Here is a 24,748-nt window from a genome sequence, read left to right as displayed (position 1 = left end):
TCAGAAGTGAAACGCCGTAGCGCCGATGGTAGTGTGGGGTCTCCCCATGCGAGAGTAGGGAACTGCCAGGCATCAAACAGAGCGAAGGGCTCGGTCGGAAGACCGGGCCTTTTGTTTTTTTTGCGGTGGCAGGGTGGGTGACGGTGCTCTGCGGCCCTGCGTGTGGATATCGTTACGGCGGCGGGCGCGGCCCATGTCTTCTCCTGCCGGGCGGTATGTCGGGACACTTCCTGCATTCACCGCTTCTCATCCACATTTTCTACATTCTTCCCTCAGCTTCTCAGCTTCTCAGCCTCCGGTCCTGCGGCGTAGCCAGTCGCGGATAAAAGCGGGGCCCGTTTTTCCTTTATTTATTACCCCTTGTCGCTATGCTTGGTTATAAGTTTAGTTAAATCAAATGGTTATTTTTATGGTGTCATTCTTATGCTAAAGATGGATATACAAATCTAGTTTCTTATGAAAGATTTTCAACCAGAGGGTTATGTACTCGACATTACTGCAGAAAGTCGCTATCTTCAGCAGCCTAGAAGGCTAAACGTATAAACGTATAAATGTATGCAGTGAGGTGTAAGGTTATGCCAATCCGGGTTCCTGATGAGTTACCAGCTGTCAGTTTCTTGCGCAATGAAAACGTCTTTGTAATGACGTCTTCCCGAGCGAAAACACAGGAAATTCGTCCGTTGAAGGTGCTGGTGCTTAACCTGATGCCAAAGAAAATCGAAACGGAAAACCAGTTCTTGCGGTTGCTGTCGAATTCCCCCCTACAGATAGATATTCAACTATTGCGGATTGATAGCAGAGAGTCGAAAAACACGCCGACTGAGCATCTCAACAACTTCTATTGTGACTTTGAAGATATCGAGCATGAGAATTTTGACGGGCTGATCGTCACTGGTGCTCCATTGGGATTGGTCGATTTTTGCGATGTGGTGTACTGGCCGCAGATTGAACGAGTCGTCAACTGGGCTAAAGAGCACGTCACTTCCACTCTGTTTGTGTGTTGGGCGGTCCAGGCAGCGTTAAATGTGTTGTACGGTATTCCCAAGCTGACTCGTGACGTGAAGTTGTCCGGTGTGTATTCACACCATACGCTGCAACTCCATGCTTTGCTTACGCGTGGTTTTGATGAAACGTTTCTGGCTCCACATTCGCGCTATGCGGATTTCCCTTCCGATGTCATCCGGCAATACACCGATCTGGATATTCTGGTGGAATCTGAGGCGGCGGGTGCTTATTTGTTTGCCAGCAAGGATAAGCGCCTGGCATTCGTGACCGGGCACCCCGAGTATGATGTGCTGACGTTGTCTGGCGAGTACCTTCGTGATTGCGATGCCGGCCTTAATCCGGTGATCCCGGTAAATTACTTCCCGGATGATGACCCCCAGAAAACGCCGAGAGCGACCTGGCGTAGTCACGGGCATTTGCTGTTTGCCAACTGGCTGAATTATTACGTTTACCAGATCACGCCATTCGATTTGCGTCATATGAATCCGACGTTGGATTGATTTCCGCTCCATTCTCCCTCGCCAAGGCGCCTCACGGCGCCTTTTCTTTTCCCTGTTGCTATTGCGGCGATATCTCCCATTCTGCCCTTTTCTAATGCATGGAATGCATTTCTCTATTTCTAATAACTTTAACTTAAAACTAATCATATAGTTGTTTTTAATTTAAATTAAAAATGGAAATTGTTTTTGATTTTTAATTTTGTTGGATTAGGCTTAGTGCTGTTGGCTGAAAAATGTTCGGATTAAGTTCGCAGATTGAGCAGCTGATGAGACGAAGGTAGCGGGGCAAAAAAGGAACGACGACATGACACAACAGACGATAAGCAGGGAACTGGTATTCACCCATGCATTGGGTGATGCAGAACAGCAGATTCTGACGGCGGATGCGGTGAATTTTCTTACGGTGCTGGTTAGCCGCTTTACATCGCAACGCAATCACTTGCTGGCGGAGCGCCGGGAGGTTCAAGGCCGGATCGATAGCGGTGAGTTACCGGGTTTTATTTCGGAAATGAATTCCATAAAAAATTCTGACTGGAAAATTCGAGGTATTCCATCTGACTTGCTGGATCGCCGGGTAGAGATTACCGGCCCGGTGGAACGCAAAATGGTGATTAATGCCTTGAATGCCAATGTCAAAGTCTTTATGGCGGACTTTGAAGACTCGCTGGCGCCCAGTTGGTCAAAGGTGATTGATGGGCAAATCAACTTGCGGGATGCCGTGCGCGGCACCATTACCTATACCAGTGAGGCGGGAAAGATTTATCAGCTCAAACCCAACCCGGCGGTGTTGATTTGCCGGGTGCGCGGCTTGCACCTGCCGGAAAAACACGTGCTGTGGAATGATGAGCCTATCTCCGGCAGCCTGTTTGATTTCGCACTCTATTTTTTTCACAACTACCGCCAATTGCTGGCAAAAGGCAGCGGCCCGTATTTCTATTTGCCGAAAACCCAATCCTGGCAGGAGGCCGCCTGGTGGGGTGACGTGTTCAGTTATACCGAAGACCATTTTGGCCTGACGCGCGGCACCATCAAAGCCACCGTGCTGATTGAAACCCTGCCGGCCGTGTTCCAGATGGACGAAATTCTCTATCACCTGCGCGATCACATCGTCGGGCTGAATTGTGGGCGCTGGGATTACATCTTCAGTTATATCAAGACATTGAAAAATCATCCGGATCGGGTATTGCCAGACCGGCAGTCGGTAACCATGGACAAGCCGTTCCTGAGCGCTTATTCGCGTTTGCTGATCAAAACCTGTCACCGACGCGGCGCGTTTGCGATGGGCGGAATGGCCGCCTTCATTCCCAGCAAAGAGGTGGAACGCAACGCCTGGGTGCAGGAGAAAGTCAGACAGGACAAGGAACTGGAGGCCCGCAATGGTCATGACGGCACTTGGATCGCCCATCCCGGCCTGGCTGATACGGTGATGCCGGTGTTCGATCGCCTGCTGGGCGAGCGTTCCAACCAACTGGATGTGTTGCGCGAAGACGATGCGCCGGTGACCGCCGACGAACTGCTGGCACCTTGTCCGGGAGAACGTACCGAAGCCGGTATGCGCGCCAATATCCGCGTGGCGGTGCAATACATCGAAGCCTGGATTTCCGGCAATGGCTGCGTACCGATTTACGGGTTGATGGAAGACGCCGCCACCGCCGAAATCTCCCGCACCTCCATCTGGCAGTGGATGCATCATGGCAAAACCCTCAGCGATGGCCGCGTGGTGACCAAAGCGCTGTTCCGCCAAATGCTGACCGAAGAGATGCAGGTTATCCGCGGTGAACTGGGCGATACCCGCTTCGATGGCGGCCGTTTTGAGGAGGCAGCCCGATTGATGGAGCGCATCACCACGCAGGACGCGTTAATCGATTTTCTCACCTTACCCGGTTACGACTTACTTGATTAATCCTGTTTAAAAAAGGAATCGCTATGAGCACCTCTCGTACCCAACAAATCGAGCAACTGGAACAAGAGTGGACAACCCCGCGCTGGGAAGGCATCACCCGCCCGTATCACGCTGAGGACGTAGTCAATCTGCGCGGGTCGGTGAACCCTGCCTGCACACTGGCACAACTGGGGGCGGAAAAGCTGTGGAAGCTGTTGAATGGTAAGTCGCGCAAAGGTTACGTCAACTGCCTTGGCGCACTCACCGGCGGGCAGGCGTTGCAGCAGGCGAAAGCCGGGCTGGAGGCGGTGTATTTGTCCGGCTGGCAGGTGGCGGCGGACGCCAACCTGGCCGCCAGCATGTACCCAGACCAGTCGCTCTATCCGTCTAACTCGGTGCCGGCGGTGGTGCAGCGTATCAACAATACTTTCCGACGAGCGGATCAAATCCAGTGGGCTAACGGCATCGGGCAGGATGACCCGCGTTATACCGACTACTTTTTGCCGATTGTGGCGGATGCCGAAGCCGGTTTTGGCGGGGTGTTGAATGCGTTCGAGTTGATGAAATCGATGATTGAGGCAGGTGCCGCCGCCGTCCATTTTGAAGATCAACTGGCGTCGGTGAAGAAGTGCGGGCACATGGGCGGCAAAGTGCTGGTGCCGACGCAGGAAGCGGTGCAGAAACTGGTGGCGGCCCGGCTGGCGGCGGACGTGCTGGGCGTGCCGACGTTGTTGGTGGCGCGTACCGACGCCGACGCCGCCGATTTACTGACCTCGGATTGTGATGATTACGATCGGGACTTTGTTACCGGTGAACGTACGGTGGAGGGGTTTTATCGCACTCGCGCCGGGGTGGAGCAAGCGATCAGTCGCGGGCTGGCCTACGCCCCTTACGCCGACCTGGTGTGGTGTGAAACCTCAACGCCGGATCTGGCGCTGGCACGACGTTTCGCCGAGGCGATTCACGCTCGTTTCCCCGGTAAATTGCTGGCCTATAACTGTTCGCCGTCGTTCAACTGGAAGAAGAATCTGGATGATCACACCATCGCTCGTTTTCAGGATGAACTGTCGGCAATGGGCTACAAATACCAGTTCATCACGTTGGCGGGTATCCACAGCATGTGGTTTAACATGTTCGACCTGGCACATGCCTATGCGCAGGGCGAAGGCATGAAGCACTATGTGGAGAAAGTGCAACAGCCGGAGTTTGCGGCTATTGAGCAAGGTTACACCTTCTCCTCTCATCAGCAGGAAGTGGGCACCGGCTATTTCGACAAGGTAACCACCCTGATTCAGGGCGGCGCGTCGTCTGTGACCGCGTTGACCGGATCGACCGAAGAACAACAATTCTGACGCGGGTTATCCGCACTATCGCGGCCAGCCTGATGCTGGCCGCGTGTCGTTATGTCGATGGCCAAAGAGGAGCGTTGGATGAGTCGGGGACGGGAAAAACTGGTGGCACAGACCATTCTGCAAGGGTTCGATGCGCAGTATGGCCGGTTTCTGGAGGTGACGGCCGGCGCGCAGCAGCGTTTCGAACAGGCGGATTGGCACGCGGTGCAGCAGGCGATGAAGCAGCGTATCCAGCTTTACGACCATCATGTCGGGCTGGTGGTGGAACAACTGGGCTGTATCACCGACCGGCAGTGTTACGATGCGGCGTTTGTCGCACGGGTCAAACAGATTTATACCGCGCTGTTGCCGGATTATCCGCGCTTCGAAATCGCGGAAAGCTTTTTTAATTCCGTGTATTGCCGGCTGTTTCATCACCGGGAACTGACGCCGGACAAACTGTTCGTGTTCAGTTCGCAACCGGCGCAGCGCTTTCAGGAGATTCCGCGCCCACTGGCGCGCACCTACCAGCCCGACGGCGGCTGGACAGCGATGTTGGAAGCGGTGCTGACCGCCTTGCCGCTGCGGTTGCCATGGGAAGATTTGGCGCGGGACATCGATTATATCGTGAGGTCTTTGCGGGAAACCTTCCCGACGGCATCGTTAGCCAACGCCTCGCTGCAGGTCGCCAACGAGCTGTTTTACCGCAACAAAGCGGCCTGGCTGGTGGGCAAGCTGCGTTTACCGGGCGGCGTGTTCCCGTTTTTGCTGCCGATTCACCACAACGAGCGCGGCGCGTTGTTTATCGATACCTGCCTGACGCGCCACGCGGATGCCAGCATCGTATTTGGTTTCGCCCGTTCCTACTTTATGGTTTACGCCCCGCTGCCGTCGGCGTTGGTGGCCTGGCTGCGTGAGATTTTGCCGGGTAAAACCACCGCCGAGCTGTATCTGGCGATCGGTTGTCAGAAGCATAGCAAGACCGAGTACTACCGGGAGTACCTCGATTTCATCGCCAGTGCGCAGGAGCCGTTTATTATCGCACCGGGCGTGAAAGGGATGGTGATGCTGGTGTTCACGCTACCGACCTTCGATCGGGTATTCAAAGTGATCAAGGATCGGTTTGCGCCGCAAAAAGAGGTCAGCGAGGCGCGGGTGCGGGAGTGCTACCAACTGGTGAAAGAGCATGACCGTGTCGGACGCATGGCGGATACCCAGGAGTATGAAAATTTCGTGTTGGAGAAAGCACGCCTCAGTCCGGAACTGCTGGCGGAGCTGTGGCGGGAAGTGCCGGACAAACTGGAAGATCTGGGCGACCGGCTGGTGATTCGCCATCTGTACATGGAACGGCGCATGACACCGCTGAATCTCTATCTGGAGCAGGCCAGCGGGCAGGCGCTGCGCGACGTCATTGAGGAGTACGGTAACGCCATCCGGCAACTGGCGGCGGCCAATATCTTTCCCGGCGATATGCTGTTCAAGAACTTCGGTGTGACCCGCCACGGCCGGGTGGTGTTTTATGACTACGACGAAATCTGCTACATGACCGAGGTGAATTTCCGCGATATTCCGCCGCCGCGCGATCCGGCGGATGAACTGGCGGCGGAACCCTGGTACAGCGTCGGGCCGAATGATGTCTTTCCCGAGGAGTTCCGCCGGTTTCTGTGTAGCGATCGCCGTTTGCTGCCGTTGTTTGAAGAACTGCACGCCGACCTGTTTCGGGCTGAATATTGGCGGGCGTTACAGCAACGGATCCGCAGCGGTCATATCGAGGATGTCTACGCTTATCGGCGCAGAAAACGCTTCAGTTTCCGTTATGCCGACCCGGTGACGCCAGCCGATGCGCTGACGTCATGACACCGCTTAGCGCGCGCCGCCGTACTGGTAGGTGATCTCTTTCGCCGCCTTAATCACCAGCGCCCCCAGTTCGGTGATGCGATTATCGGTGATGCGGGATATCGGCCCGGAGATGGAGATGGCGGCAAACGCTTCGTGGTGCTCGTCCAGAATGCAGGCGGCGACACAACGCAAGCCTAGCGCGTGCTCCTCATCGTCCAGCGCGTAACCCTGACGGCGAATGGCCGTCAGATTTTCTTTCAGCGTCTGGGCGCTCAGGGTCTGTGGGGTGTAGCTATGCAGCCCTTTGCGGTGCAGCAACTGGGTGACTTTCTCGTCCGGCAGCATGGCGAGGAACGCTTTGCCAGCGCCGGATGCGTGCATCGGCAGTTTGCCGCCGATCGGCGCCGACATCCGCATCAGCGCCGTACACTGCACCTGATCGATAATGATGGCCTGATAGTCGGTTTGGTCCAGCACCGCCAGATTCACCGTCTCACCGGAACTCTCCATCAACTGGCGCAGCATCGGGTGTACCAGGCTGAGCAGATTGCGGCTTTGCAGAAAGCTGCTGCCGACAATAAACGCATGGGTGCCGATGGTCCATAATCCCAAATCACCGACCTGACGTACAAAGCCTTGCTGCTGCATGGTGGTCAACAGCCGGTGGGTGGTGGAGTTGGGCAAACCCGCCTGCTGGGCCAGGTCGGTCAGCGCGATGCTGCCGTTGGCCTTAGCGATGTATTCCAGCAAGGTCAGCCCGCGGGTCAGCGACTGCACCTGTCCGGGCGGTTGCGTAGGGCTGGCGGCGGCAGCGCGAGGTTTTTTGCCGCGTTTAGCGGGTTCGGGAGGCGTCATCATCGGTTTCCTTTTTCATATCATGGAATCGATTTTCGTTTTTTTAGCGCAGAATGCAACCGTCTTATCAGGCTGTTTTATCAACCGCGAGCTGCGCTGGCGCAACGCACTCTTGTGCTAGGATAAGGATTCGCACAGACGAGGGTGATAACGAGAATAAGATGATGGCAAATCGGCTACAGGCATTACAACAGCAACTGGCGCAGCGCATTATGGTCCTGGACGGCGGCATGGGCACCATGATCCAGAGTTACCGTTTGCAGGAAGAGGATTACCGCGGCGAGCGCTTTGCCGACTGGCACTGCGACCTGAAAGGCAATAACGACCTGCTGGTGCTGAGTAAGCCGGAAGTCATCACCGCCATTCATCACGATTATCTGGCGGCGGGCGCGGATATTCTGGAAACCAACACCTTCAACGCCACCCGCATCGCGATGGCCGACTACGAGATGGAAGCGCTGTCGGCGGAAATCAATACCGTCGCCGCCCGGCTGGCGCGTGCCTGCGCCGATGAGTGGACGGCACGTACGCCGGATCGCCCGCGCTATGTCGCCGGGGTGCTGGGGCCGACTAACCGCACCGCGTCTATCTCACCGGACGTGAATGACCCGGCCTACCGTAATGTCAGTTTCGACCAACTGGTGGATGCCTACCGTGAATCGACCCGTGCGCTGGTTGAAGGCGGCGTTGACATCATCCTGATCGAAACCATCTTTGACACCCTGAACGCTAAAGCCGCCATTTTTGCGGTAGAAACCGAATTCGAGGCGCTGGGCGTCACGCTGCCGGTGATGCTCTCCGGTACTATTACCGACGCCTCCGGCCGCACCCTGTCCGGGCAGACCACCGAAGCGTTTTACAATTCGCTGCGCCATGCCCGGCCGCTGTCGTTCGGCCTGAACTGTGCACTGGGGCCGGATGAGTTGCGCCAGTATGTGGCGGAGCTGTCGCGCATTGCCGAATGCTATGTCACCGCTCACCCCAACGCCGGCTTGCCGAATGCTTTCGGCGAATACGATCTGGATGCGGACGAAATGGCGCGTCAGATCGGCGAATGGGCGCAATCCGGTTTCCTGAATATTATCGGCGGGTGTTGCGGCACCACGCCTGAACACATCGCCGCGATGGTCAACGCCGTTGAGGGTGTCGCGCCGCGTGCCCTGCCGACGTTGCCGGTAGCCTGCCGCTTGTCTGGGCTGGAGCCGCTGAACATCGGTGACGACACGCTATTCGTTAACGTCGGCGAACGCACCAACGTCACCGGTTCCGCTAAATTCAAACGCCTGATCAAAGAAGAAAAGTACAACGAAGCGCTGGACGTGGCGCGCCAGCAGGTGGAAAGCGGCGCACAAATCATCGACATCAACATGGACGAGGGTATGCTCAACGCGGAAGCGGCGATGGTGCGTTTCCTTAATTTGATCGCCGGCGAGCCGGATATCGCCCGTGTGCCGATCATGATCGACTCCTCCAAGTGGGACGTGGTGGAAGCCGGGCTGAAATGCATTCAGGGCAAAGGCATCGTCAACTCGATTTCGATGAAAGAAGGCGTAGACGCCTTTGTGCATCATGCCCGGCTGGTGCGGCGCTACGGCGCCGCGGTGGTGGTGATGGCGTTTGACGAAGTGGGGCAGGCGGATACCCGCGCGCGCAAGATTGAGATTTGCCGCCGCGCCTACCACATACTGACCGAAGAGGTCGGTTTTCCGCCGGAAGACATCATTTTCGACCCGAACATTTTTGCCGTCGCTACCGGCATTGATGAACACAACAACTATGCGGTGGACTTTATCGAGGCCTGCGCCGACATCAAAGCCCAACTGCCGCACGCGCTGATTTCCGGCGGCGTGTCTAACGTGTCGTTCTCGTTTCGCGGCAACGAGCCGGTGCGCGAAGCGATTCATGCCGTATTCCTGTATTACGCTATTCGCAACGGCATGGACATGGGCATCGTCAACGCCGGCCAGTTGGCAATCTACGACGATTTGCCCGCCGAACTGCGTGACGCGGTGGAAGACGTGATTCTCAACCGGCGTGACGACGGCACCGAACGGATGCTGGAGATTGCCGAGAAATACCGGGGCAGTAAATCCGACGACGACAGCAACAAAGGTGCGGCGGAATGGCGCGGCTGGCCAGTGAGAAAACGGCTGGAATACGCGCTGGTTAAAGGCATTACCGAATTTATCGAGCAGGATACCGAAGAGGCGCGAGCGGCATCGGCGCGCCCGATTGAGGTGATCGAAGGGCCGTTGATGGACGGCATGAACGTGGTCGGCGACCTGTTCGGCGCCGGTAAGATGTTCCTGCCGCAGGTGGTGAAGTCGGCGCGGGTGATGAAGCAGGCGGTGGCGTATCTGGAACCGTTCATTCAGGCCAGCAAAGACCAGGGCTCCAGCGCCGGCAAGATTCTGCTGGCGACGGTGAAGGGCGACGTACACGACATCGGTAAAAACATCGTCGGCGTGGTGTTGCAGTGCAACAACTACGAAATTATTGATTTGGGCGTGATGGTGCCGACCGACAAGATCCTCAAGACTGCCCGCGAAGAGAAGGTCGATATCATCGGCCTGTCGGGGTTGATTACCCCGTCGCTGGATGAAATGGTCAACGTTGCCAAAGAGATGGAGCGCCAGGGCTTTACGTTGCCGCTGCTGATTGGCGGGGCCACCACCTCGAAAGCGCACACTGCGGTGAAGATCGAGCAGAATTACAGCGGCCCGACGGTATACGTGCAGAATGCATCGCGCTCGGTGGGCGTGGTGTCGGCGCTGCTCTCGGATACGCAACGCGACGACTTTGTGGCGCGTATCCGCAAAGAGTATGAAACGGTGCGCATCCAGCACGGCCGTAAAAAACCGCGCACGCCGCCGGTGTCGTTGGGCGTGGCGCGCGATAACGCGATGCCGATCGACTGGGAAAGCTATACGCCGCCGGTGGCGCATCGTCTCGGCGTTCAGCCGGTTACCGCCAGTATTGAGACGCTGCGCAATTATATCGACTGGACGCCGTTCTTTATGACCTGGTCGCTGGCGGGCAAATACCCCAACATTCTGGAAGACGAGGTGGTGGGCGAAGAGGCCAAACGGCTGTTTGCCGATGCTAACGCCATGCTGGATACCCTGTCGGCCAGCGGTACGCTGAATCCGCGCGGGGTGGTGGGGCTGTTCCCGGCCAACCGGGTGGGGGATGACGTCGAAATCTATACCGACGAGCGCCGCACCGAGGTGCTGACCGTCAGCCATCATCTGCGCCAGCAAACCGAAAAGACCGATTTTCCCAACTACTGTCTGGCGGATGTGGTGGCGCCGAAAGCCAGCGGCAAGCCGGATTACCTCGGTGCGTTCGCGGTAACCGGCGGCCTGGAAGAAGATGCGCTGGCGGCGCAATGGGAAGCGCAGCACGACGACTACAACAAGATCATGCTCAAAGCGCTGGCGGACCGGCTGGCGGAAGCGTTCGCCGAGTACCTGCACGAGCGGGTGCGCAAGGTCTACTGGGGGTATGCGCCGAACGAGAACCTCGGCAACGACGAGCTGATCCGCGAAAATTATCAGGGTATTCGCCCGGCGCCGGGTTACCCGGCTTGTCCGGACCACACCGAGAAAGCGGCCATCTGGCAACTGCTGGATGTGGACAACACCGTCGGCATGAAACTCACCGAGTCTTACGCGATGTGGCCGGGTGCGTCGGTGTCCGGCTGGTACTTCAGTCATCCGGACAGCAAGTATTTCGCCGTGGCGCAAATCCAGCGCGACCAGGTGGAAGACTACGCGGTTCGCAAGCAGATGCCGGTAGAGGAGATAGAGCGCTGGCTGGCGCCGAATCTGGGATATGATGCAGACTGATATAAACGTTATTCATGAAACGGAATAAGGTGGTGAGATGATCCATGAACTTAGCCTTGCCAATGTTGGCCCCGCCAGTACCATGCATCTCACATTTGGTAATCGGCTCAACCTGTTAACTGGCGATAATGGTCTGGGAAAGAGTTTTTTACTGGATATTATTTGGTGGGCGTTGACTCGCCGATGGCCCGCAGAGGTGAATCCTAAACTGGCCGCAGGCAGAAAAGCGCTCCCTGCGTTCGGCTTGGCAGGTGAAGAGGCAAGCATTGCTTTTTCATTTGCCGGTAAGGTCAAGACTGAACGCTATGAAAGTCATTACGAGAGTACCTATGCGCGGCGTGATCAAAGCTGGACTGGCCGTGCCGGTCGGCCGAGCAACCCTGGACTGGTGCTGTATGCGATGGCGGATGGCAGCTTTGCCGTGTGGGACCCGCACCGTAACTACTGGCGCACGCAGGATGGCATTGATGTGCAGGAGCGTGTTCCTGCCTATGTGTTAAACCCGACTGAGGTGTGGGATGGTTTGCCGGGTGACGAACGTTCCTGGCTCTGCAACGGGTTGATCCGTGATATTGCCAGTTGGCAACAAGGGAAGGGGGCGGCGTTCAAACATCTTAATGCCGTGCTGAAAGTGCTTTCCCCGTCGGCAACCGAAGTGTTCTCGCTGGGGGAACTGACCCGCATCAGTCTGGATGATGTGCGTGAAATTCCGACTCTCCGTATGCCTTACCAAAAAGATGTGCCTGTGCTCCATGCTTCTTCGGGAATGCGGCGTATTCTGGCGTTGGCCTACTTTCTGGTATGGGCCTGGGAGGAGCATCAGCAAGCGGCTAAACATCTGGGTGAAGCGGTGACGCCTCAGATTACGTTTCTGATTGATGAGGTTGAGTCTCATCTTCATCCCAGTTGGCAGCGCAGTATTGTTCCCGCTTTGCTGAAGGTGATGGGGAAACTGAACGCCAAAGCACAGGTGCAGTTGATCACGACCACGCATTCCCCACTGGTGATGACCTCGGTAGAGCCATTATTTGATGGTACACAAGATGCCTGGTTTGATCTGAATTTTCTAAATGGTGCGGTGGTGCTGGAACGGCGTGAATTCGAGAAACACGGTGACGTGACCAACTGGCTGACCAGCGAGGCGTTCGATTTAAAAAGCGGCAGACCGCTGGAGTATGAGCGACTGGTTGAGGACGCGGCAAAGCTGCTGAATAAGCCGGATGCATCGGAAAAGGAGCTGGACGCGATGTATCAGCAGTTGCTGGCGGCTCTCGATGTGAAAGATGAGTTCCTGTTTCGCTGGCGGTTTATCCGTGGAAAAAAAGCAAACCTGGAACCAAATAATAAGAAGATAAAAAAAGGACGCAAAGATGATTCCGGTGGTGTTACAGGCGGAGCCTGATGATTTCGATGCCGAGGTGCGTCAGAAAGGACATAACTGGTTGAGTAAAAAGGGTATTGCTCTTAGCGCGCCACCGCCGAATGCGTCGAAATTACCGAACTATTGGGCGCACAGCAATTATTCGCTTTGGGAATCTTATGGTGGTGTCTGCGCCTATCTGGCGATTTATTTTGAGTGGGTGACAGGCGCATCGTCTACCGACCATTTTGTCGCTAAATCCCATAATGCGGGTGACGCCTATGAATGGAACAATTATCGCCTAAGTTCATTGGGTCCCAATCGCAACAAGAATGACTTTGACGACGTTTTGGATCCGATCAGTTTGCAGCCGGATACCTTTGTGATTAATTTCGTATCAGGTGAGATTATCCCCAACTATGCGAAGTACCCCCAGGGTTCGCTGTATGCCACGCAGGCAGAGTCAACAATATCCCGGTTACAACTGGATAGCCCAGAGCATCGTAGAATGCGAATACGCCATTTTACCGATTATTGCTTAGAAGATTGCTCGCTTCGTCATCTGGAAAAACATTCTCCTTTTGTATACGCAGAAATTGTACGGCAGGGGCTGACTCGTTAATCATAGACAGCCTGTCATATACGTTTCGATTCATTAGAAGCTAAAACAGAACAGGCCGGATTGCCCGGCCTGTTCTGTTTGGTTTTTCTGATGCTCAATCGGCTCAATAAAGGCCGATGGTTTTCCACCACAGCAAGCCAACGGACATGAAGATCGCCTGATTGATCAAGCTGATGACAAAGCCGGTGCGCCACCAGACGGCGGTAGGCACGTAACCGGCACCGAACAGAATCGGGCCGCGGGCGTGGGTGTACTGCGTCAGCGAGCAGTACAGACTACTGGTGAACGCCAGCATCAGCGCCATCGGCGCCGCCGGGATGTGCAGGTTAATGCCTACGCCGAGGAACACCGCGTACAGCGCCGCGATCTGGGCGTTGCCGCTGGCGAAGAAATAGTGGGTATAGAAGTAGGCGGCGTTGAGCAACAGCAGCACCAGCACCCAACTGGTGTCTTGCATCAGGTGACCGATACTGTTGCCGATCAGGTCGCCAAACCAGGTGGTGAAGCCCAGTTTTTTCAACTGGTTGGCCATCATCAGCAGCGCGGCGAACCAGATTAGCGTATCCCACGCACCTTTCTCGCTCTTGATATCTTCCCAGCTTAATACGCCGGTCAGCAGCAGGAAGGAGAGGCCGACAAACGAGGCGGTAGTCGCGTCGACGCCCAGCAGATCGCCGAAAATCCACAGCACCAGCAGAATCACCACGGTGGCGGCCATCAGCCACTCGCCGCGCGACATGCTTCCCATTTTTTCCAGTTCGCTGACCGCCAGTTTCGGCGCGTCCGGCGTATGGCGGATTTCCGGTTTCGCCAGCACATAGACGCACAGCGGCACCAGCAACAGAGAAATCACGCAGGGAACGATAGCCGCGACAAACCAACTCCCCCAGGTAATGGTGACGCCGGCGTTGGCCGCCAGTTTCACCGCCAGCAAGTTACCGGTATAACCGGTCATGAACAGCGCGGCGGTGACATCGTTAACGTTGCCGATACAGGTCACCAGAAAAGTACCGATCTTGCTGCGGGAGGCGTCATCCGGTCTGGAATCGAAGCTGCGGGCCAGCGAGTCGGCAATCGGATAAATTACCCCGCCGCAACGGGCGGTGTTGCTGGGCATGGCGGGCGACAGCACAAGGTCGGCGAACGCCAGGCCGTAAGCCAGCCCAAGCGTGCGTTTGCCTAACAGGCGGATCATCTGCAAAGCGATACGACGGCCCAGACCGGTTTTGATAAAACCACGGGCAATCATGAACGCCACCACAATCAACCAAATCAGCGAACTGTTTAAGTCGCTCAATGCGGTTTGAATGGAAGCGCTGGCGCTGGTATCGCCGGCTGCGTAAGTCAGCGCGAACAAGGTAATACTGATGATGCCGATGGCGCCGATCGGCAATACATTCGCCACAATGCTGACAATCGTGGCGACAAACAGTACGGCAGAATGCCAGGCGGCGGGTTTCAGCCCGCTGGGGGGCGTCAGTTGCCAGAAGAAGGCAGCCACAATCACAATGACGATCAGTGCCAGCCAGTTCAGGCCATATGCGGTTTTAGTCTTCATCCGTATTTCCTTGGCTCAGGTCTGAAGCGGATGCCGTCGCCGGTGTCGGGCGAAGCGGCTGATGGACGAAGCATAACGCCAGAAATTCACGGCGTGCGGGAAATACGCTCTGTTCTTGATTTAGGCCGTGATTTTAAAAAATTTACGCTTATTTACGCCCGTCAATCCACATAAGAACAGATAAGATATCGGTAAGATGTCAGACTCAAGGCCGGACGCAAGTTAGGGCGTTCACTTGGTTGTGGGGCAGGAAGCCCATTTTTTATCGTAATGGTTTTAACTGAAGGAGGCCCGGTTCTGTGTTGACGCTGTTGAACTTGCTGTCTGCCATCGCGCTGCTGGTCTGGGGGACGCATATTGTTCGTACCGGGATTATGCGGGTATACGGCGCCCGTTTGCGCCGTACCATCAGCGATAGCGTAAGCCGTAAGCCGCTGGCTTTTCTCGCCGGCATCGGTGTGACTGCGCTGGTGCAGAGCAGCAACGCCACCGCGCTGCTCGCTATCTCTTTTGTCTCGCAAGGGTTGATTGCGCTGGCGCCGGCGTTGGTGATTATTCTGGGAGCGGATGTCGGCACCGCGTTGATGGTGCGGGTGCTGACGTTTGATCTCAGTTGGCTGTCGCCATTGCTGATTTTCCTTGGCGTGGTGTTTTTCCTCAGCCGTAAGCAGACGCGCGCCGGCCAGTTAGGGCGTGTTGCCATCGGGTTGGGATTGATTCTGCTGGCGCTGGAGTTGATTGTGCAGGCGGCAACGCCGATCACCCAGACCGCCGGGGTGAAGGTGGTGTTTTCCTCGCTGACCGGCGATGTGATGCTGGATGCGTTGGTTGGCGCGATATTCGCCATTGTGAGTTACTCCAGCCTGGCTGCGGTGCTATTAACCGCCACGCTGACGGCCAGTCATGTGATTTCGCTGGATGCGGCGCTGTGTCTGGTGATCGGCGCGAATTTGGGCAGCGGCATTCTGGCGCTGGCGAATGCCAGTGCGCAGGGGCCGGCGGCGCGACAGGTAGCGCTGGGAAGCATGTTCTTCAAACTGATCGGCAGCCTGCCGGTGTTGCCGGCCATCGGTTATCTGGCCGATTTGATAGAAACGGTGCCCTTGCCGGATGCGGAACGTGTGATTTATTTCCACCTGTTTTACAACCTGGCGCGTTGTCTGCTGTTGTTGCCCTTTGCCGAGCGGATGGCGGAGTTGTGCAGCAATCTGGTGCGGGTTGAACCGGATCTCGACCCTCGGTTGCGTCCTCGTCATCTGGATATCAGCGCGTTGGATACGCCGACGCTGGCGCTGGCTAACGCGGCGCGGGAAACGCTGCGCATTGGCGATGTGATCGAACAGATGCTGAAAATGTTTCAGGATACGCTGCAGGGCAACAACCAGCAGGCGCGTGAAATCCGCAAACTGGATGACGACGTGGATGTGCTCTACAACGCCATCAAGCTCTATCTGGCGCAGATAGAAAAGGCCGGATTGCATGAGCGGGATTCACGGCGTTGGGCGGAAGTGATTGAAATGGCGCTCAATCTGGAACAGGCCGGTGATATTATTGAGCGGGTGGTCTGCGATCTGGATGCCCATGCGCCGGATGGGTTGCGCGGTTTTTCGACCGCCGGACGGGACGAACTCAATACCTTGTACGAACAACTGATGAACAACCTGCGATTGGGGATGTCGGTGTTCCTCTCGGCGGATATCACCAGCGCCAGACGCCTGCGTCGCGCTAAACACCGTTTCCGTATTCTGAACCGTCGTTATTCCCATGCGCATGTTGACCGATTGCACCAGCAGAACATCCAGAGCCTGGAAACCAGCTCGCTGCACCTTGGTTTGTTGGGGGATATGAACCGGCTGAATTCGTTGTTCTGCGCGGTGGCTTACAACGTGCTGATGATGACGGAAGACGAGGACGAAGGGCGGGAAGAGTCCTCTGCGTCGGCGTAGCGCCTGATAACGGCAAAGCTAAAAAAAACCGAAACCCTGCACGGATTTCGGTTTTTTTGTCGCTACGGCAACCTAAGGCTTATTCAAACAGGTTGTGGTGCAGCGTCTGTACTACCTGTTCCGCATCGCTGGACGGCACCAGGAAGCACAGGTTATGACTGCTGGCGCCATAACAGATAAGACGAATGTTAAAGGGCTCCAGCACGCCGAACACCTCTTTGCCGACGCCGCAGGCTTGCGACAGCTTGTTGCCGATCAGCGCCACCAGCGACATATTCTCTTCCACTTCCACCCGGCATAGCGAAGACAGTTCGGTCAGCAGCGCGCTGGACAGCAGGCTGTCGCCGGTCGAGGTGGAGCCGGTGGTATCCAGCGTCAGCGCTACGTTAACCTCGGAAGTGGTGATCAAATCCACCGAGATGTTGTGGCGGGCCAGAATACTGAACACTTCCGCCAGGAAACCGCGCGCGTGCAGCATGTTGAGGCTGTGCAGGGTCAGCAGCGTCTGTTTGCGACGCAGCGCCAGCGCGCGGAACAGCGGCGGGTTCTCGGTGTTGTTGCACACCAGCGTACCGCCCGCCGCCGGGTCTTTGCTGGAGCCGACAAATACCGGGATATCGCTGCGTACGGCCGGCAGCAAGGTCGCCGGGTGCAGCACTTTGGCGCCGAAGGTCGCCATTTCGGCGGCTTCTTCGAAGGTAATCTGGTCGATACGGTGGGCAGACGGCACCACGCGCGGGTCGGTGGTGTAGATACCGGGTACGTCAGTCCAGATGTCGATGCGGCCGACGTTCAGCGCTTCGCCCAGCAGCGCGGCGGTGTAGTCGCTGCCGCCGCGGCCCAGCGTGGTGGTGCGGCCTTTGGCTTCGCTGCCGATAAAGCCCTGGGTAATGACCAGACCCTGCGCCAGACGCGGCGCCAGTTGGCTGCGGGTCAGTTCGCCCAGCATGTCGCAATCCGGTTCGGCCCGGCCGAAACGATCGTTGGTACGCATGATTTTACGTACATCGAACCATTCCGCGGCGACGTTGCGCTCGCGCAGGATTTCCACAAACAGCAGGGTGGACATCAGTTCGCCGTGGCTGACCAGCTCGTCGGTCAGCGCGTTGGACGTCGCCAGCGCCGCCGCTTCCGACAGGCGGGCTACGTTTTCCAGCATACGTTCAATTTCCTCGCGGATAACGGCAGGCTGGTTGAGGCGATTGATGATGGCGTATTGAATCTGACGCAGTTTTTCCAGTTGCGCCGCGCGCTCGTCCGGCGGCAAACCTTCAGCCAGCGCGACCAGCAGGTTGGTGACGCCGGCGGAGGCGGACAACACCACCACCCGTACCTGAGAATCCGACAGTACGATGTCGGCGCTACGGTTCATGGCGTCGAAATCCGCGACGCTGGTGCCGCCGAATTTGGCGATAATCAGTGAGTTATTCGTGTTAGCAGACATTCAAAAAAACCTCGTGTCAGGGGCGTCATCGTCGTTATCGATAACAGCATTCCATCGTTAAGCCTTGGCACAAGGGAAGAGCGGTAAACAGGGGGCAGGCGTAGGAACTGGCTACGGCACACCCAGAAGCGCTCCACCTTGCTGATCGTTCCGCCTTGCGGAGCGATGCGGGTGACAACCCAGGGGATTCAGCCCCTGCAGTCGACAGCGTAAATACCGTAGGTTACGTCTGCCTCGGCGCCGCTCCCCCTCCGGTATCGTCATCGGATACGGTTCCTCCGATACCTTGCCTGGGCGGCGCTCCTCTTCTGGCTTGCGCAACGCGTGCGCAAGTAGGCTTTTACAAATAGCGGGTAACGCGGCGGCTGTCAATCAACATTGGACCGGCACGCGGCATTTCGCAAGAAAAGGGCTTCCCAGCACGGCGTTAAGGGATACAATCGGGAAAAAACGGGCGGGATTTGCTGCCCGGCGACCGACTTGTTCTCAAACCAAAGAGTAGTGTAATGAAAAATATCAACCCGACGCAGACCGCCGCCTGGCAGGCATTGCAGCAGCATTTCGCTGCGATGAAAGAGGTGCAGATCAGCGACCTGTTCGCGCAGGACCCCGAGCGTTTCTCGCATTTTTCCGCCACGTTCGGCGATCTGATGCTGGTGGATTACTCCAAAAACCGCATCACCGCCGAGACGTTGGAAAAACTGCAGGCGCTGGCGCGTGAAACCGATCTGTCCGCTGCCATCCAGTCGATGTTTTCCGGCGAGAAGATTAACCGCACAGAAGATCGCGCCGTGTTGCATGTCGCGTTGCGCAACCGCAGCAATACGCCGATTGTGGTTGACGGCAACGATGTGATGCCGGACGTGAACGCGGTGCTGCAAAAGATGAAGCAGTTCAGCGAACGCGTGATTGGCGGCGAGTGGAAAGGCTATACCGGCAAGGCGATTACCGACGTGGTGAACATCGGTATCGGCGGGTCCGATCTGGGGCCGTACATGGTGACGGAAGCGCTGCGTCCGTATAAAAACCATCTGACTATGCACTTCGTATCCAACGTTGACGGCACCCACATCGCTGAAATATTAAAGCGCGTCAACCCGGAGACCACGCTGTTCCTGGTCGCTTCCAAGACGTTTACCACCCAGGAAACCATGACCAACGCCCACAGCGCGCGTGACTGGTTCCTGAAGGCGGCCGGTGATGAAAAACACGTCGCCAAACACTTTGCGGCGCTGTCTACCAATGCCAAGGCCGTTGGCGAATTCGGTATCGACACCGACAACATGTTTGAATTCTGGGACTGGGTCGGCGGCCGTTACTCGCTGTGGTCGGCTATCGGCTTGTCGATTGTGTTGTCGGTCGGTTTCGATAATTTCGAGCAGTTGCTGAGCGGCGCGCACGCCATGGACCAGCATTTCGCCACCACCCCGGCTGAGAAAAACCTGCCGGTGCTGCTGGCGCTGATCGGCATTTGGTACAACAACTTTTTTGGTGCGGAAACTGAAGCGATTCTGCCGTACGACCAGTACATGCACCGCTTTGCGGCTTACTTCCAGCAAGGCAACATGGAATCTAACGGTAAGTACGTTGACCGTAACGGCAATCCGGTGGATTACCAGACCGGCCCGATCATCTGGGGCGAACCGGGCACCAACGGCCAACATGCGTTCTATCAGTTGATCCATCAGGGGACCAAACTGGTGCCGTGCGACTTCATTGCACCGGCGATGACCCACAACCCGCTGAGCGACCACCACAGCAAGTTGCTGTCGAACTTTTTCGCGCAGACTGAGGCGCTGGCGTTCGGTAAATCCCGCGAGGTGGTGGAAGCCGAGTTCGCGGCGGCCGGTAAATCAGCCAAAGATGTCGAGCACGTGGCGCCGTTCAAAGTATTCGAAGGCAATCGCCCGACCAACTCCATCCTGCTGCGGGAAATCACGCCGTACAGCCTGGGTGCGTTGATCGCGCTTTACGAGCATAAGATCTTTACTCAGGGCGCCATTCTGAACATCTTCACCTTCGACCAGTGGGGCGTGGAGTTGGGCAAACAGTTGGCTAACCGTATTCTGCCGGAATTGCAGGATGACAGCGCGGTTAGCAGCCATGACAGCTCCACCAATGGGCTTATCAACCGCTTCAAACAGTGGCGCGCGTAATAACAACCGTGTCATAACGCTATCGCATTGTTATAACTACATCGCATTGTTATAACTACATCGCGTTGTGATAACTACATCGCATTGTTATAACGACAGGCCCCGATTTTGGGGCCTGTTGATTTGTGGGCGGACGTGATCGCCGTCATGACGACGGAAATAGTTGTTCCGTGAACAATGACTGCCATTCTGATGGTGGTAACATGGAATTGTTTCAGCATAAGTTTTCGGTTGTCGGGTCGGGCTAGCCCGGTTCGGCCGGTGTATTGATCATCACGGAGAGAAACATGCGGACTCGTATACTGATGGGATTGGCTGCCGTCACGTTACTGGCAGGGTGCAGCACCAATAACGAACTCAGTGCGGCTGGTCAGGCAGTGCGTTTTACCGACACTAAACCGTCGGCACAATGCCAGTTATTGGGTAGCGTGACCGGTACGCAATCCAACTGGTTGTCCGGCGGCAACAGCGAAGGCAGTTCAATGCGCGGTGCCGCCAACGATCTGCGCAATAAAGCGGCGGCGATGGGCGGTAACGTGATTTATGGGGCGAGCACGCCGAGTCAGACGTTCCTGTCCAGTTTCGCGCCGTTAGACAGCAAAATGCAGGGTCAGGTTTATAAGTGCCTCTGATGTCGAACGAAGTCAGCGTCATTGGCGAAGGCCGATGACGCTGATGGTATTTTAGCCCTGACTTTGCTGCCGCATACCGATATCCAGCAGCGTTTTGCTGGCCTCGCCGCCGATTTCCCGCGCCAAACTTGGCACCAGATAACCCGATACCTGCATCATCAGTTCCCTGACCAATGTGCGAGCGTCATCATCCGGCACCAAAAAGTGTGCGGCGCCTTGTACTTTATCCAGCACATGCAGGTAATAGGGCAGAATGCCGGCGTCGAACAAGGCATTGCTGAGCGCCGCCAGCGTATTGGCGTTATCGTTGACCCCACGCAGCAAGACGCTTTGGTTGAGTAACGTCACCCCGGCCTGACGCAGGCGCGCCATGCCGTCGGCGAGTTCCGTATCGATTTCATTGGCGTGATTGATGTGGGTGACCAGCACCACCCGCAGCGGTGACTGCGCCAGCCGCCGGCAGAGTTCAGCGGTAATACGCGCAGGGATCACCACCGGCAAGCGGGTGTGAATGCGCAACCGCTTCAGGTGAGGGATCTGTTCCAGTTCGGTCAGTAGCCAATCCAGCTCGTGATCTTTGGCCATCAACGGGTCACCGCCGGAAAAGATGATTTCATCCAACTGCGGATGCTGACGGATATAATCCAGCGCCTGACGCCAGTTAGCTTTGTTGCCCTGATTATCCTGATAGGGAAAATGGCGGCGGAAGCAGTAACGGCAATTAACCGCACAGCCGCCTTTCACCAGCAACAGAGCACGATTGTGGTATTTATGCAGTAACCCAGGTACGACGCTGTGCTGCTCGTCCAGCGGATCATGGCTAAAGCCGGGAGTGGCGATGAACTCGTCCTGTGCGGTCAATACCTGCAATAACAACGGATCCCGCGCATCGCCCGGGCGCATTCGGGCGGCAAAGGCTCGCGGCACCCGCAATGGAAACAATCTGCGCGCTTCGCGTCCGGCGGTCAGTTGCGGGTGGTTATCCAGCGCCAGAAGTCTCAGCAATTCATCAGGATCGGTAATAACGTCGGCGAGTTGCTGCAACCAATCTTCTCGGGAGGGTATATTTAGGGTTACAATGTGTGCCATTTTTTTGGCTAAGTACCAGTATCAATGTAGAGGGCCATTATGGCGACTTATTTTAGCAACGATTTCCGTTCCGGTCTTAAAATCATGTTCGAAGGCGAGCCTTATGCTATCGAATCCAGTGAGTTTGTTAAGCCGGGTAAAGGCCAGGCTTTTGCTCGTGTCAAAATGCGTCGTCTGTTGACGGGGTCCCGCGTTGAGAAAACCTTCAAGTCTACCGATTCGGCAGAAGGCGCTGACGTAATGGATACCAACATGAACTACCTGTACAACGACGGGGAGTTCTTCCATTTCATGCACCCTGAAACCTTTGAACAGCATCAGGTTGAAGCGAAGACGGTGGGTGATTCCGCCAAGTGGTTGCAGGATAACGCCGAATGTATCGTTACCCTGTGGGACGGTCGTCCGATCGCCGTTCAGCCGCCGAACTTTATCGAAGCTGAAATCACCGAAACCGATCCGGGCCTGAAAGGCGATACCGCGGGTACTGGCGGCAAGCCGGCCACCCTGTCTACCGGTGCGGTGGTGAAAGTGCCGTTGTTCGTGCAGATTGGCGAAGTGATCAAGGTTGACACCCGCTCCGGCGAATACGTCTCCCGCGTGAAGTAATCTTCCCGACGCGTAAACTGCCCGTCGGGCGGTTTACGCGCTGCCGTACGGCTACCATCCCATCTGAAAAATTCTCTCACACACGCTGAACGAAGCTTGATGGTATTTTCTCCCGCCTGACGTAATAATGCCGTGTCTTGGTTAAGGAGAGAGCGATGTCCCCACTCATCATTACGGTATTCATGCTGACTCTCAGCAATGTATTTATGACCTTTGCCTGGTATGGGCATCTTCGTTATTTCAGTGGCCGTACCTGGATGGTGGCGGCGCTGGTCAGTTGGGGGATTGCGCTGTTTGAATACCTGTTGCAAGTGCCGGCTAATCGTATTGGTTATCAGGTAGCATCGGCCGGGCAACTGAAAATCTTGCAGGAAGTGATCAGCCTGTCGGTGTTTATTCCTTTCTCGATGATTATTCTCAAAGAACCTTTCCGCACGGACTATATATGGGCCGGCTTGTGTCTGCTGGGCGCGGTGTTCTTTATGTTCCGCGATAAAATTATGGGCTGACCTGCTGTAACGATTTCCCGTAAAAACAGCCGGTAGAATAACCGGCTGAAAATACGCTGACCGACTGACTTGTCATGACGGGAAATAAGAATATCAAAACGGTGTTTTATTTATTTTCTCTGTGGGTTGATCCCAGTGAATTATTTCCCTGCACCCGCGTTGGTGTTAATCCAGATTAATTTGTCGGTCTGAAAACCATTGCGCTGCGCCGCCGCCAATAACGCCTGTCTGACAAGCGCAGGAAGCTCAGGAGTCCGAGACAGAATCCAGAGATAATCGCGGTTTGGCCCGCATACCAACGCGTAACGATAGTCGCTGTCCAGCGCAATTACGTTGTAGCCGCCGTAAAATGGCCCGAAGAACGACACTTTCAGTGCGGCGCGTTGCGGTGAGCCGGTAAAGTAGCCTTTGCCGATACTTTCGCGCCAGACGCGTTTCACCGGGTCGAAACCCCGGTTCACCACGGTGATGCCGCCATCCTCCCGCGGGTTGTAGGTGGCGGTGACCTGCTCCAGACCTCTCTCGAAGCGGTTGTCCAGCCGGGCGATTTCATACCAGGCGCCCATATAGCGGGAAGGCTCGAAGTTATCCACCACCTGCACGCCTTGCGGCGGCGTGGTACTGCAAGCCGTCGTGAACAAGGTCATCAATGAGGTCAGCAATACGCGCCAATGCTTCATTTACAGCTTCCTGTGTTGGTTTATCTTGGGTTTAAAGGTAGGAAGCGCAGCGTGAAGATGCAATAAAAAAGGCCCGCACAGTGCGGGCCGTAGAGCATGAATGAGCGTTGTTTTACAGCGTGACTACACCAATGATAGTGACGACCGACAGGATCGCCGCCAAGCCGTAAAACACCCATTTCCCGGCCGGTACATGGATTTTCAGGTCATGCATGGCGTGATGGATACGGTGCAGACCGCACCACAGCGGCAGCACGATCATCAGCAGCAGGAATGCACGGCCAATCAGGCTGTGGCTGAACGCGGCGATACGATCGTAGCTCAGCGCTTGCGGAAACATGCCGAGCGGCAGCAGAACCCCGATCAGCAGGATGATAACCGGCGCGAACATTGCGCTCCACATACCGCCTGCGCCGAACAGGCCCCAGAACGGTGGTTCGTCGGAGCGTTTGGGTTGTTGATTATTCACGAGATTCCTCCTGTTCAGAACAGCAAGGCGATGGCCAGCACCGCCAGCGTGATGACCACAGTGGCCGCCCACAGCGCTTTAACGACCGGCTCAGGCCCCATCTTTTCCTCTTTCACGATGATGATGGTGGCTTTAGGCGCCAGATCGAACCAGGTTTTGGTATGCAATACCGCCGCCAGCAGGGCGATGATATTGAGCAGCAGCACCAGCGGGTTTTGCAGGAAGCCGATAAACTGGCCCCAGCCTTCCGGGCCGGCTTTAAGCGAAAATACGCCATGCAGCAGCACGATGCTGAACCAGACCGCAGGCACCGCAGTACCTTCGCGCAGCATATAGAAACGGTAGAAACCGAGCTTCTGCCACCAGGTGGGCGTCATGCCGCGGACATACGCTTTACGTTTGGTGATCATTTGTTGC

The 24,748-nt window shown here is 56.2% G+C and carries 19 protein-coding genes and 1 riboswitch; of the genes, 12 read left to right on the top strand and 7 right to left on the bottom strand.

The window, feature by feature from the left end; genetic code table 11:
- Positions 1–575 precede the first annotated feature (575 nt).
- The 4 genes from metA (at position 576) to aceK (ending at position 6,575) form a co-directional block, all read left to right on the top strand.
- Positions 576–1,505 (top strand): homoserine O-succinyltransferase, encoded by a 930-nt coding sequence (gene metA, locus FDP13_RS15860; RefSeq protein WP_143839876.1) that lies wholly within the window; start codon positions 576–578, stop codon positions 1,503–1,505.
- 304 nt (positions 1,506–1,809) lie between these two features.
- Entirely contained in the window at positions 1,810–3,408 is a 1,599-nt protein-coding gene (aceB, locus tag FDP13_RS15855; RefSeq protein WP_143839875.1) for a malate synthase A, read from the top strand.
- 23 nt (positions 3,409–3,431) lie between these two features.
- Complete coding sequence (gene aceA / locus FDP13_RS15850; protein WP_012768139.1) at positions 3,432–4,739, top strand: isocitrate lyase; 1,308 nt, start codon at positions 3,432–3,434, stop codon at positions 4,737–4,739.
- Positions 4,740–4,817: 78 nt separating this feature from the next.
- Positions 4,818–6,575 carry a bifunctional isocitrate dehydrogenase kinase/phosphatase gene (gene aceK, locus FDP13_RS15845; RefSeq protein WP_143839874.1) on the top strand — a complete coding sequence of 586 codons (1,758 nt, stop codon included), beginning with the start codon at positions 4,818–4,820 and terminating at the stop codon, positions 6,573–6,575.
- Positions 6,576–6,581: 6 nt separating this feature from the next.
- Here the strand turns inward: aceK and iclR are convergent, their stop codons facing one another.
- On the bottom strand, positions 6,582–7,412 hold the full coding sequence (gene iclR, locus FDP13_RS15840) for a glyoxylate bypass operon transcriptional repressor IclR (RefSeq protein WP_143839880.1): 831 nt from the start codon (positions 7,410–7,412) through the stop codon (positions 6,582–6,584).
- Between the two features lie 164 nt (positions 7,413–7,576).
- Between iclR and metH the strand changes: the two genes are divergently transcribed.
- Genes metH through FDP13_RS15825 form a run of 3 tightly spaced genes read left to right on the top strand, consistent with a single transcriptional unit; the run spans position 7,577 to position 13,242 of the window.
- Positions 7,577–11,260 carry a methionine synthase gene (gene metH / locus FDP13_RS15835; RefSeq protein ID WP_143839879.1) on the top strand — a complete coding sequence of 1,228 codons (3,684 nt, stop codon included), beginning with the start codon at positions 7,577–7,579 and terminating at the stop codon, positions 11,258–11,260.
- 37 nt (positions 11,261–11,297) lie between these two features.
- Positions 11,298–12,662 carry an AAA family ATPase gene (locus FDP13_RS15830; protein ID WP_143839873.1) on the top strand — a complete coding sequence of 455 codons (1,365 nt, stop codon included), beginning with the start codon at positions 11,298–11,300 and terminating at the stop codon, positions 12,660–12,662.
- A complete protein-coding gene (locus FDP13_RS15825; protein WP_143839872.1) occupies positions 12,631–13,242 on the top strand; it encodes a hypothetical protein in 612 nt (203 codons plus the stop codon). Before FDP13_RS15830 ends, FDP13_RS15825 begins: the two co-directional genes overlap by 32 nt.
- A 103-nt stretch (positions 13,243–13,345) precedes the next feature.
- On the opposite strand, the gene FDP13_RS15820 is transcribed toward FDP13_RS15825, so the two are convergent.
- Positions 13,346–14,800 (bottom strand): DASS family sodium-coupled anion symporter, encoded by a 1,455-nt coding sequence (locus tag FDP13_RS15820; RefSeq protein ID WP_012768143.1) that lies wholly within the window; start codon positions 14,798–14,800, stop codon positions 13,346–13,348.
- 299 nt (positions 14,801–15,099) lie between these two features.
- On the opposite strand from FDP13_RS15820, the gene FDP13_RS15815 reads away from it, so the two are divergent.
- On the top strand, positions 15,100–16,746 hold the full coding sequence (locus FDP13_RS15815; RefSeq protein WP_143839871.1) for a Na/Pi cotransporter family protein: 1,647 nt from the start codon (positions 15,100–15,102) through the stop codon (positions 16,744–16,746).
- A gap of 79 nt (positions 16,747–16,825) precedes the next feature.
- Here the strand turns inward: FDP13_RS15815 and lysC are convergent, their stop codons facing one another.
- Entirely contained in the window at positions 16,826–18,190 is a 1,365-nt protein-coding gene (gene lysC, locus FDP13_RS15810) for a lysine-sensitive aspartokinase 3 (RefSeq protein WP_027710775.1), read from the bottom strand.
- A 118-nt stretch (positions 18,191–18,308) separates the two neighbouring features.
- Positions 18,309–18,506, bottom strand: a riboswitch (Lysine riboswitch).
- Between the two features lie 190 nt (positions 18,507–18,696).
- On the opposite strand from lysC, the gene pgi reads away from it, so the two are divergent.
- Positions 18,697–20,346, top strand: coding sequence for a glucose-6-phosphate isomerase (gene pgi / locus FDP13_RS15805; RefSeq protein WP_033576773.1), 1,650 nt, complete (start codon positions 18,697–18,699; stop codon positions 20,344–20,346).
- 287 nt (positions 20,347–20,633) lie between these two features.
- Positions 20,634–20,978, top strand: a complete 345-nt coding sequence (locus tag FDP13_RS15800; RefSeq protein WP_012768147.1) for a DUF4156 domain-containing protein — start codon at positions 20,634–20,636, stop codon at positions 20,976–20,978.
- Between the two features lie 51 nt (positions 20,979–21,029).
- On the opposite strand, the gene epmB is transcribed toward FDP13_RS15800, so the two are convergent.
- Entirely contained in the window at positions 21,030–22,067 is a 1,038-nt protein-coding gene (gene epmB / locus FDP13_RS15795) for an EF-P beta-lysylation protein EpmB (protein WP_012768148.1), read from the bottom strand.
- 39 nt (positions 22,068–22,106) lie between these two features.
- Here epmB and efp point away from each other — a divergent pair, with 39 nt between their 5' ends.
- Complete coding sequence (efp, locus tag FDP13_RS15790; protein ID WP_012768149.1) at positions 22,107–22,673, top strand: elongation factor P; 567 nt, start codon at positions 22,107–22,109, stop codon at positions 22,671–22,673.
- Positions 22,674–22,828: 155 nt separating this feature from the next.
- A complete protein-coding gene (locus FDP13_RS15785) occupies positions 22,829–23,182 on the top strand; it encodes a DMT family protein (RefSeq protein ID WP_012768150.1) in 354 nt (117 codons plus the stop codon).
- Between the two features lie 140 nt (positions 23,183–23,322).
- On the opposite strand, the gene blc is transcribed toward FDP13_RS15785, so the two are convergent.
- The 3 genes from blc to frdC all read right to left on the bottom strand — a co-directional run bounded on the left by blc (position 23,323) and on the right by frdC (position 24,741).
- A complete protein-coding gene (blc, locus tag FDP13_RS15780) occupies positions 23,323–23,862 on the bottom strand; it encodes an outer membrane lipoprotein Blc (protein WP_143839870.1) in 540 nt (179 codons plus the stop codon).
- Between the two features lie 112 nt (positions 23,863–23,974).
- Positions 23,975–24,331 carry a fumarate reductase subunit FrdD gene (frdD, locus tag FDP13_RS15775; RefSeq protein WP_012768152.1) on the bottom strand — a complete coding sequence of 119 codons (357 nt, stop codon included), beginning with the start codon at positions 24,329–24,331 and terminating at the stop codon, positions 23,975–23,977.
- 14 nt (positions 24,332–24,345) lie between these two features.
- Positions 24,346–24,741, bottom strand: a complete 396-nt coding sequence (gene frdC / locus FDP13_RS15770) for a fumarate reductase subunit FrdC (protein WP_143839869.1) — start codon at positions 24,739–24,741, stop codon at positions 24,346–24,348.
- Positions 24,742–24,748 lie beyond the last annotated feature (7 nt).

It is taken from the genome of Dickeya sp. ws52, from assembly GCF_007210685.1.
In the GTDB taxonomy this organism is placed as follows: Bacteria; Pseudomonadota; Gammaproteobacteria; order Enterobacterales; family Enterobacteriaceae; genus Dickeya; species Dickeya chrysanthemi.
The sequence above is the reverse complement of the archived record's forward strand: the minus strand, read 5'-3'. Positions and strand labels throughout refer to the sequence as shown.

Bases quoted from the DNA above. Each gene is read 5' to 3' on its own strand.
- aceB (WP_143839875.1), top strand. From the start codon at position 1,810: ATGACACAACAGACGATAAGCAGGGAACTGGTATTCACCCATGCATTG.
- iclR (WP_143839880.1), bottom strand. From the start codon at position 7,412: ATGACGCCTCCCGAACCCGCTAAACGCGGCAAAAAACCTCGCGCTGCC.
- pgi (WP_033576773.1), top strand. From the start codon at position 18,697: ATGAAAAATATCAACCCGACGCAGACCGCCGCCTGGCAGGCATTGCAG.
- blc (WP_143839870.1), bottom strand. From the start codon at position 23,862: ATGAAGCATTGGCGCGTATTGCTGACCTCATTGATGACCTTGTTCACG.
- FDP13_RS15800 (WP_012768147.1), top strand. From the start codon at position 20,634: ATGCGGACTCGTATACTGATGGGATTGGCTGCCGTCACGTTACTGGCA.
- aceK (WP_143839874.1), top strand. From the start codon at position 4,818: ATGAGTCGGGGACGGGAAAAACTGGTGGCACAGACCATTCTGCAAGGG.
- epmB (WP_012768148.1), bottom strand. From the start codon at position 22,067: ATGGCACACATTGTAACCCTAAATATACCCTCCCGAGAAGATTGGTTG.
- lysC (WP_027710775.1), bottom strand. From the start codon at position 18,190: ATGTCTGCTAACACGAATAACTCACTGATTATCGCCAAATTCGGCGGC.
- FDP13_RS15830 (WP_143839873.1), top strand. From the start codon at position 11,298: ATGATCCATGAACTTAGCCTTGCCAATGTTGGCCCCGCCAGTACCATG.
- FDP13_RS15825 (WP_143839872.1), top strand. From the start codon at position 12,631: ATGATTCCGGTGGTGTTACAGGCGGAGCCTGATGATTTCGATGCCGAG.
- frdC (WP_143839869.1), bottom strand. From the start codon at position 24,741: ATGATCACCAAACGTAAAGCGTATGTCCGCGGCATGACGCCCACCTGG.
- aceA (WP_012768139.1), top strand. From the start codon at position 3,432: ATGAGCACCTCTCGTACCCAACAAATCGAGCAACTGGAACAAGAGTGG.
- efp (WP_012768149.1), top strand. From the start codon at position 22,107: ATGGCGACTTATTTTAGCAACGATTTCCGTTCCGGTCTTAAAATCATG.
- FDP13_RS15785 (WP_012768150.1), top strand. From the start codon at position 22,829: ATGTCCCCACTCATCATTACGGTATTCATGCTGACTCTCAGCAATGTA.
- metH (WP_143839879.1), top strand. From the start codon at position 7,577: ATGGCAAATCGGCTACAGGCATTACAACAGCAACTGGCGCAGCGCATT.
- FDP13_RS15820 (WP_012768143.1), bottom strand. From the start codon at position 14,800: ATGAAGACTAAAACCGCATATGGCCTGAACTGGCTGGCACTGATCGTC.
- metA (WP_143839876.1), top strand. From the start codon at position 576: ATGCCAATCCGGGTTCCTGATGAGTTACCAGCTGTCAGTTTCTTGCGC.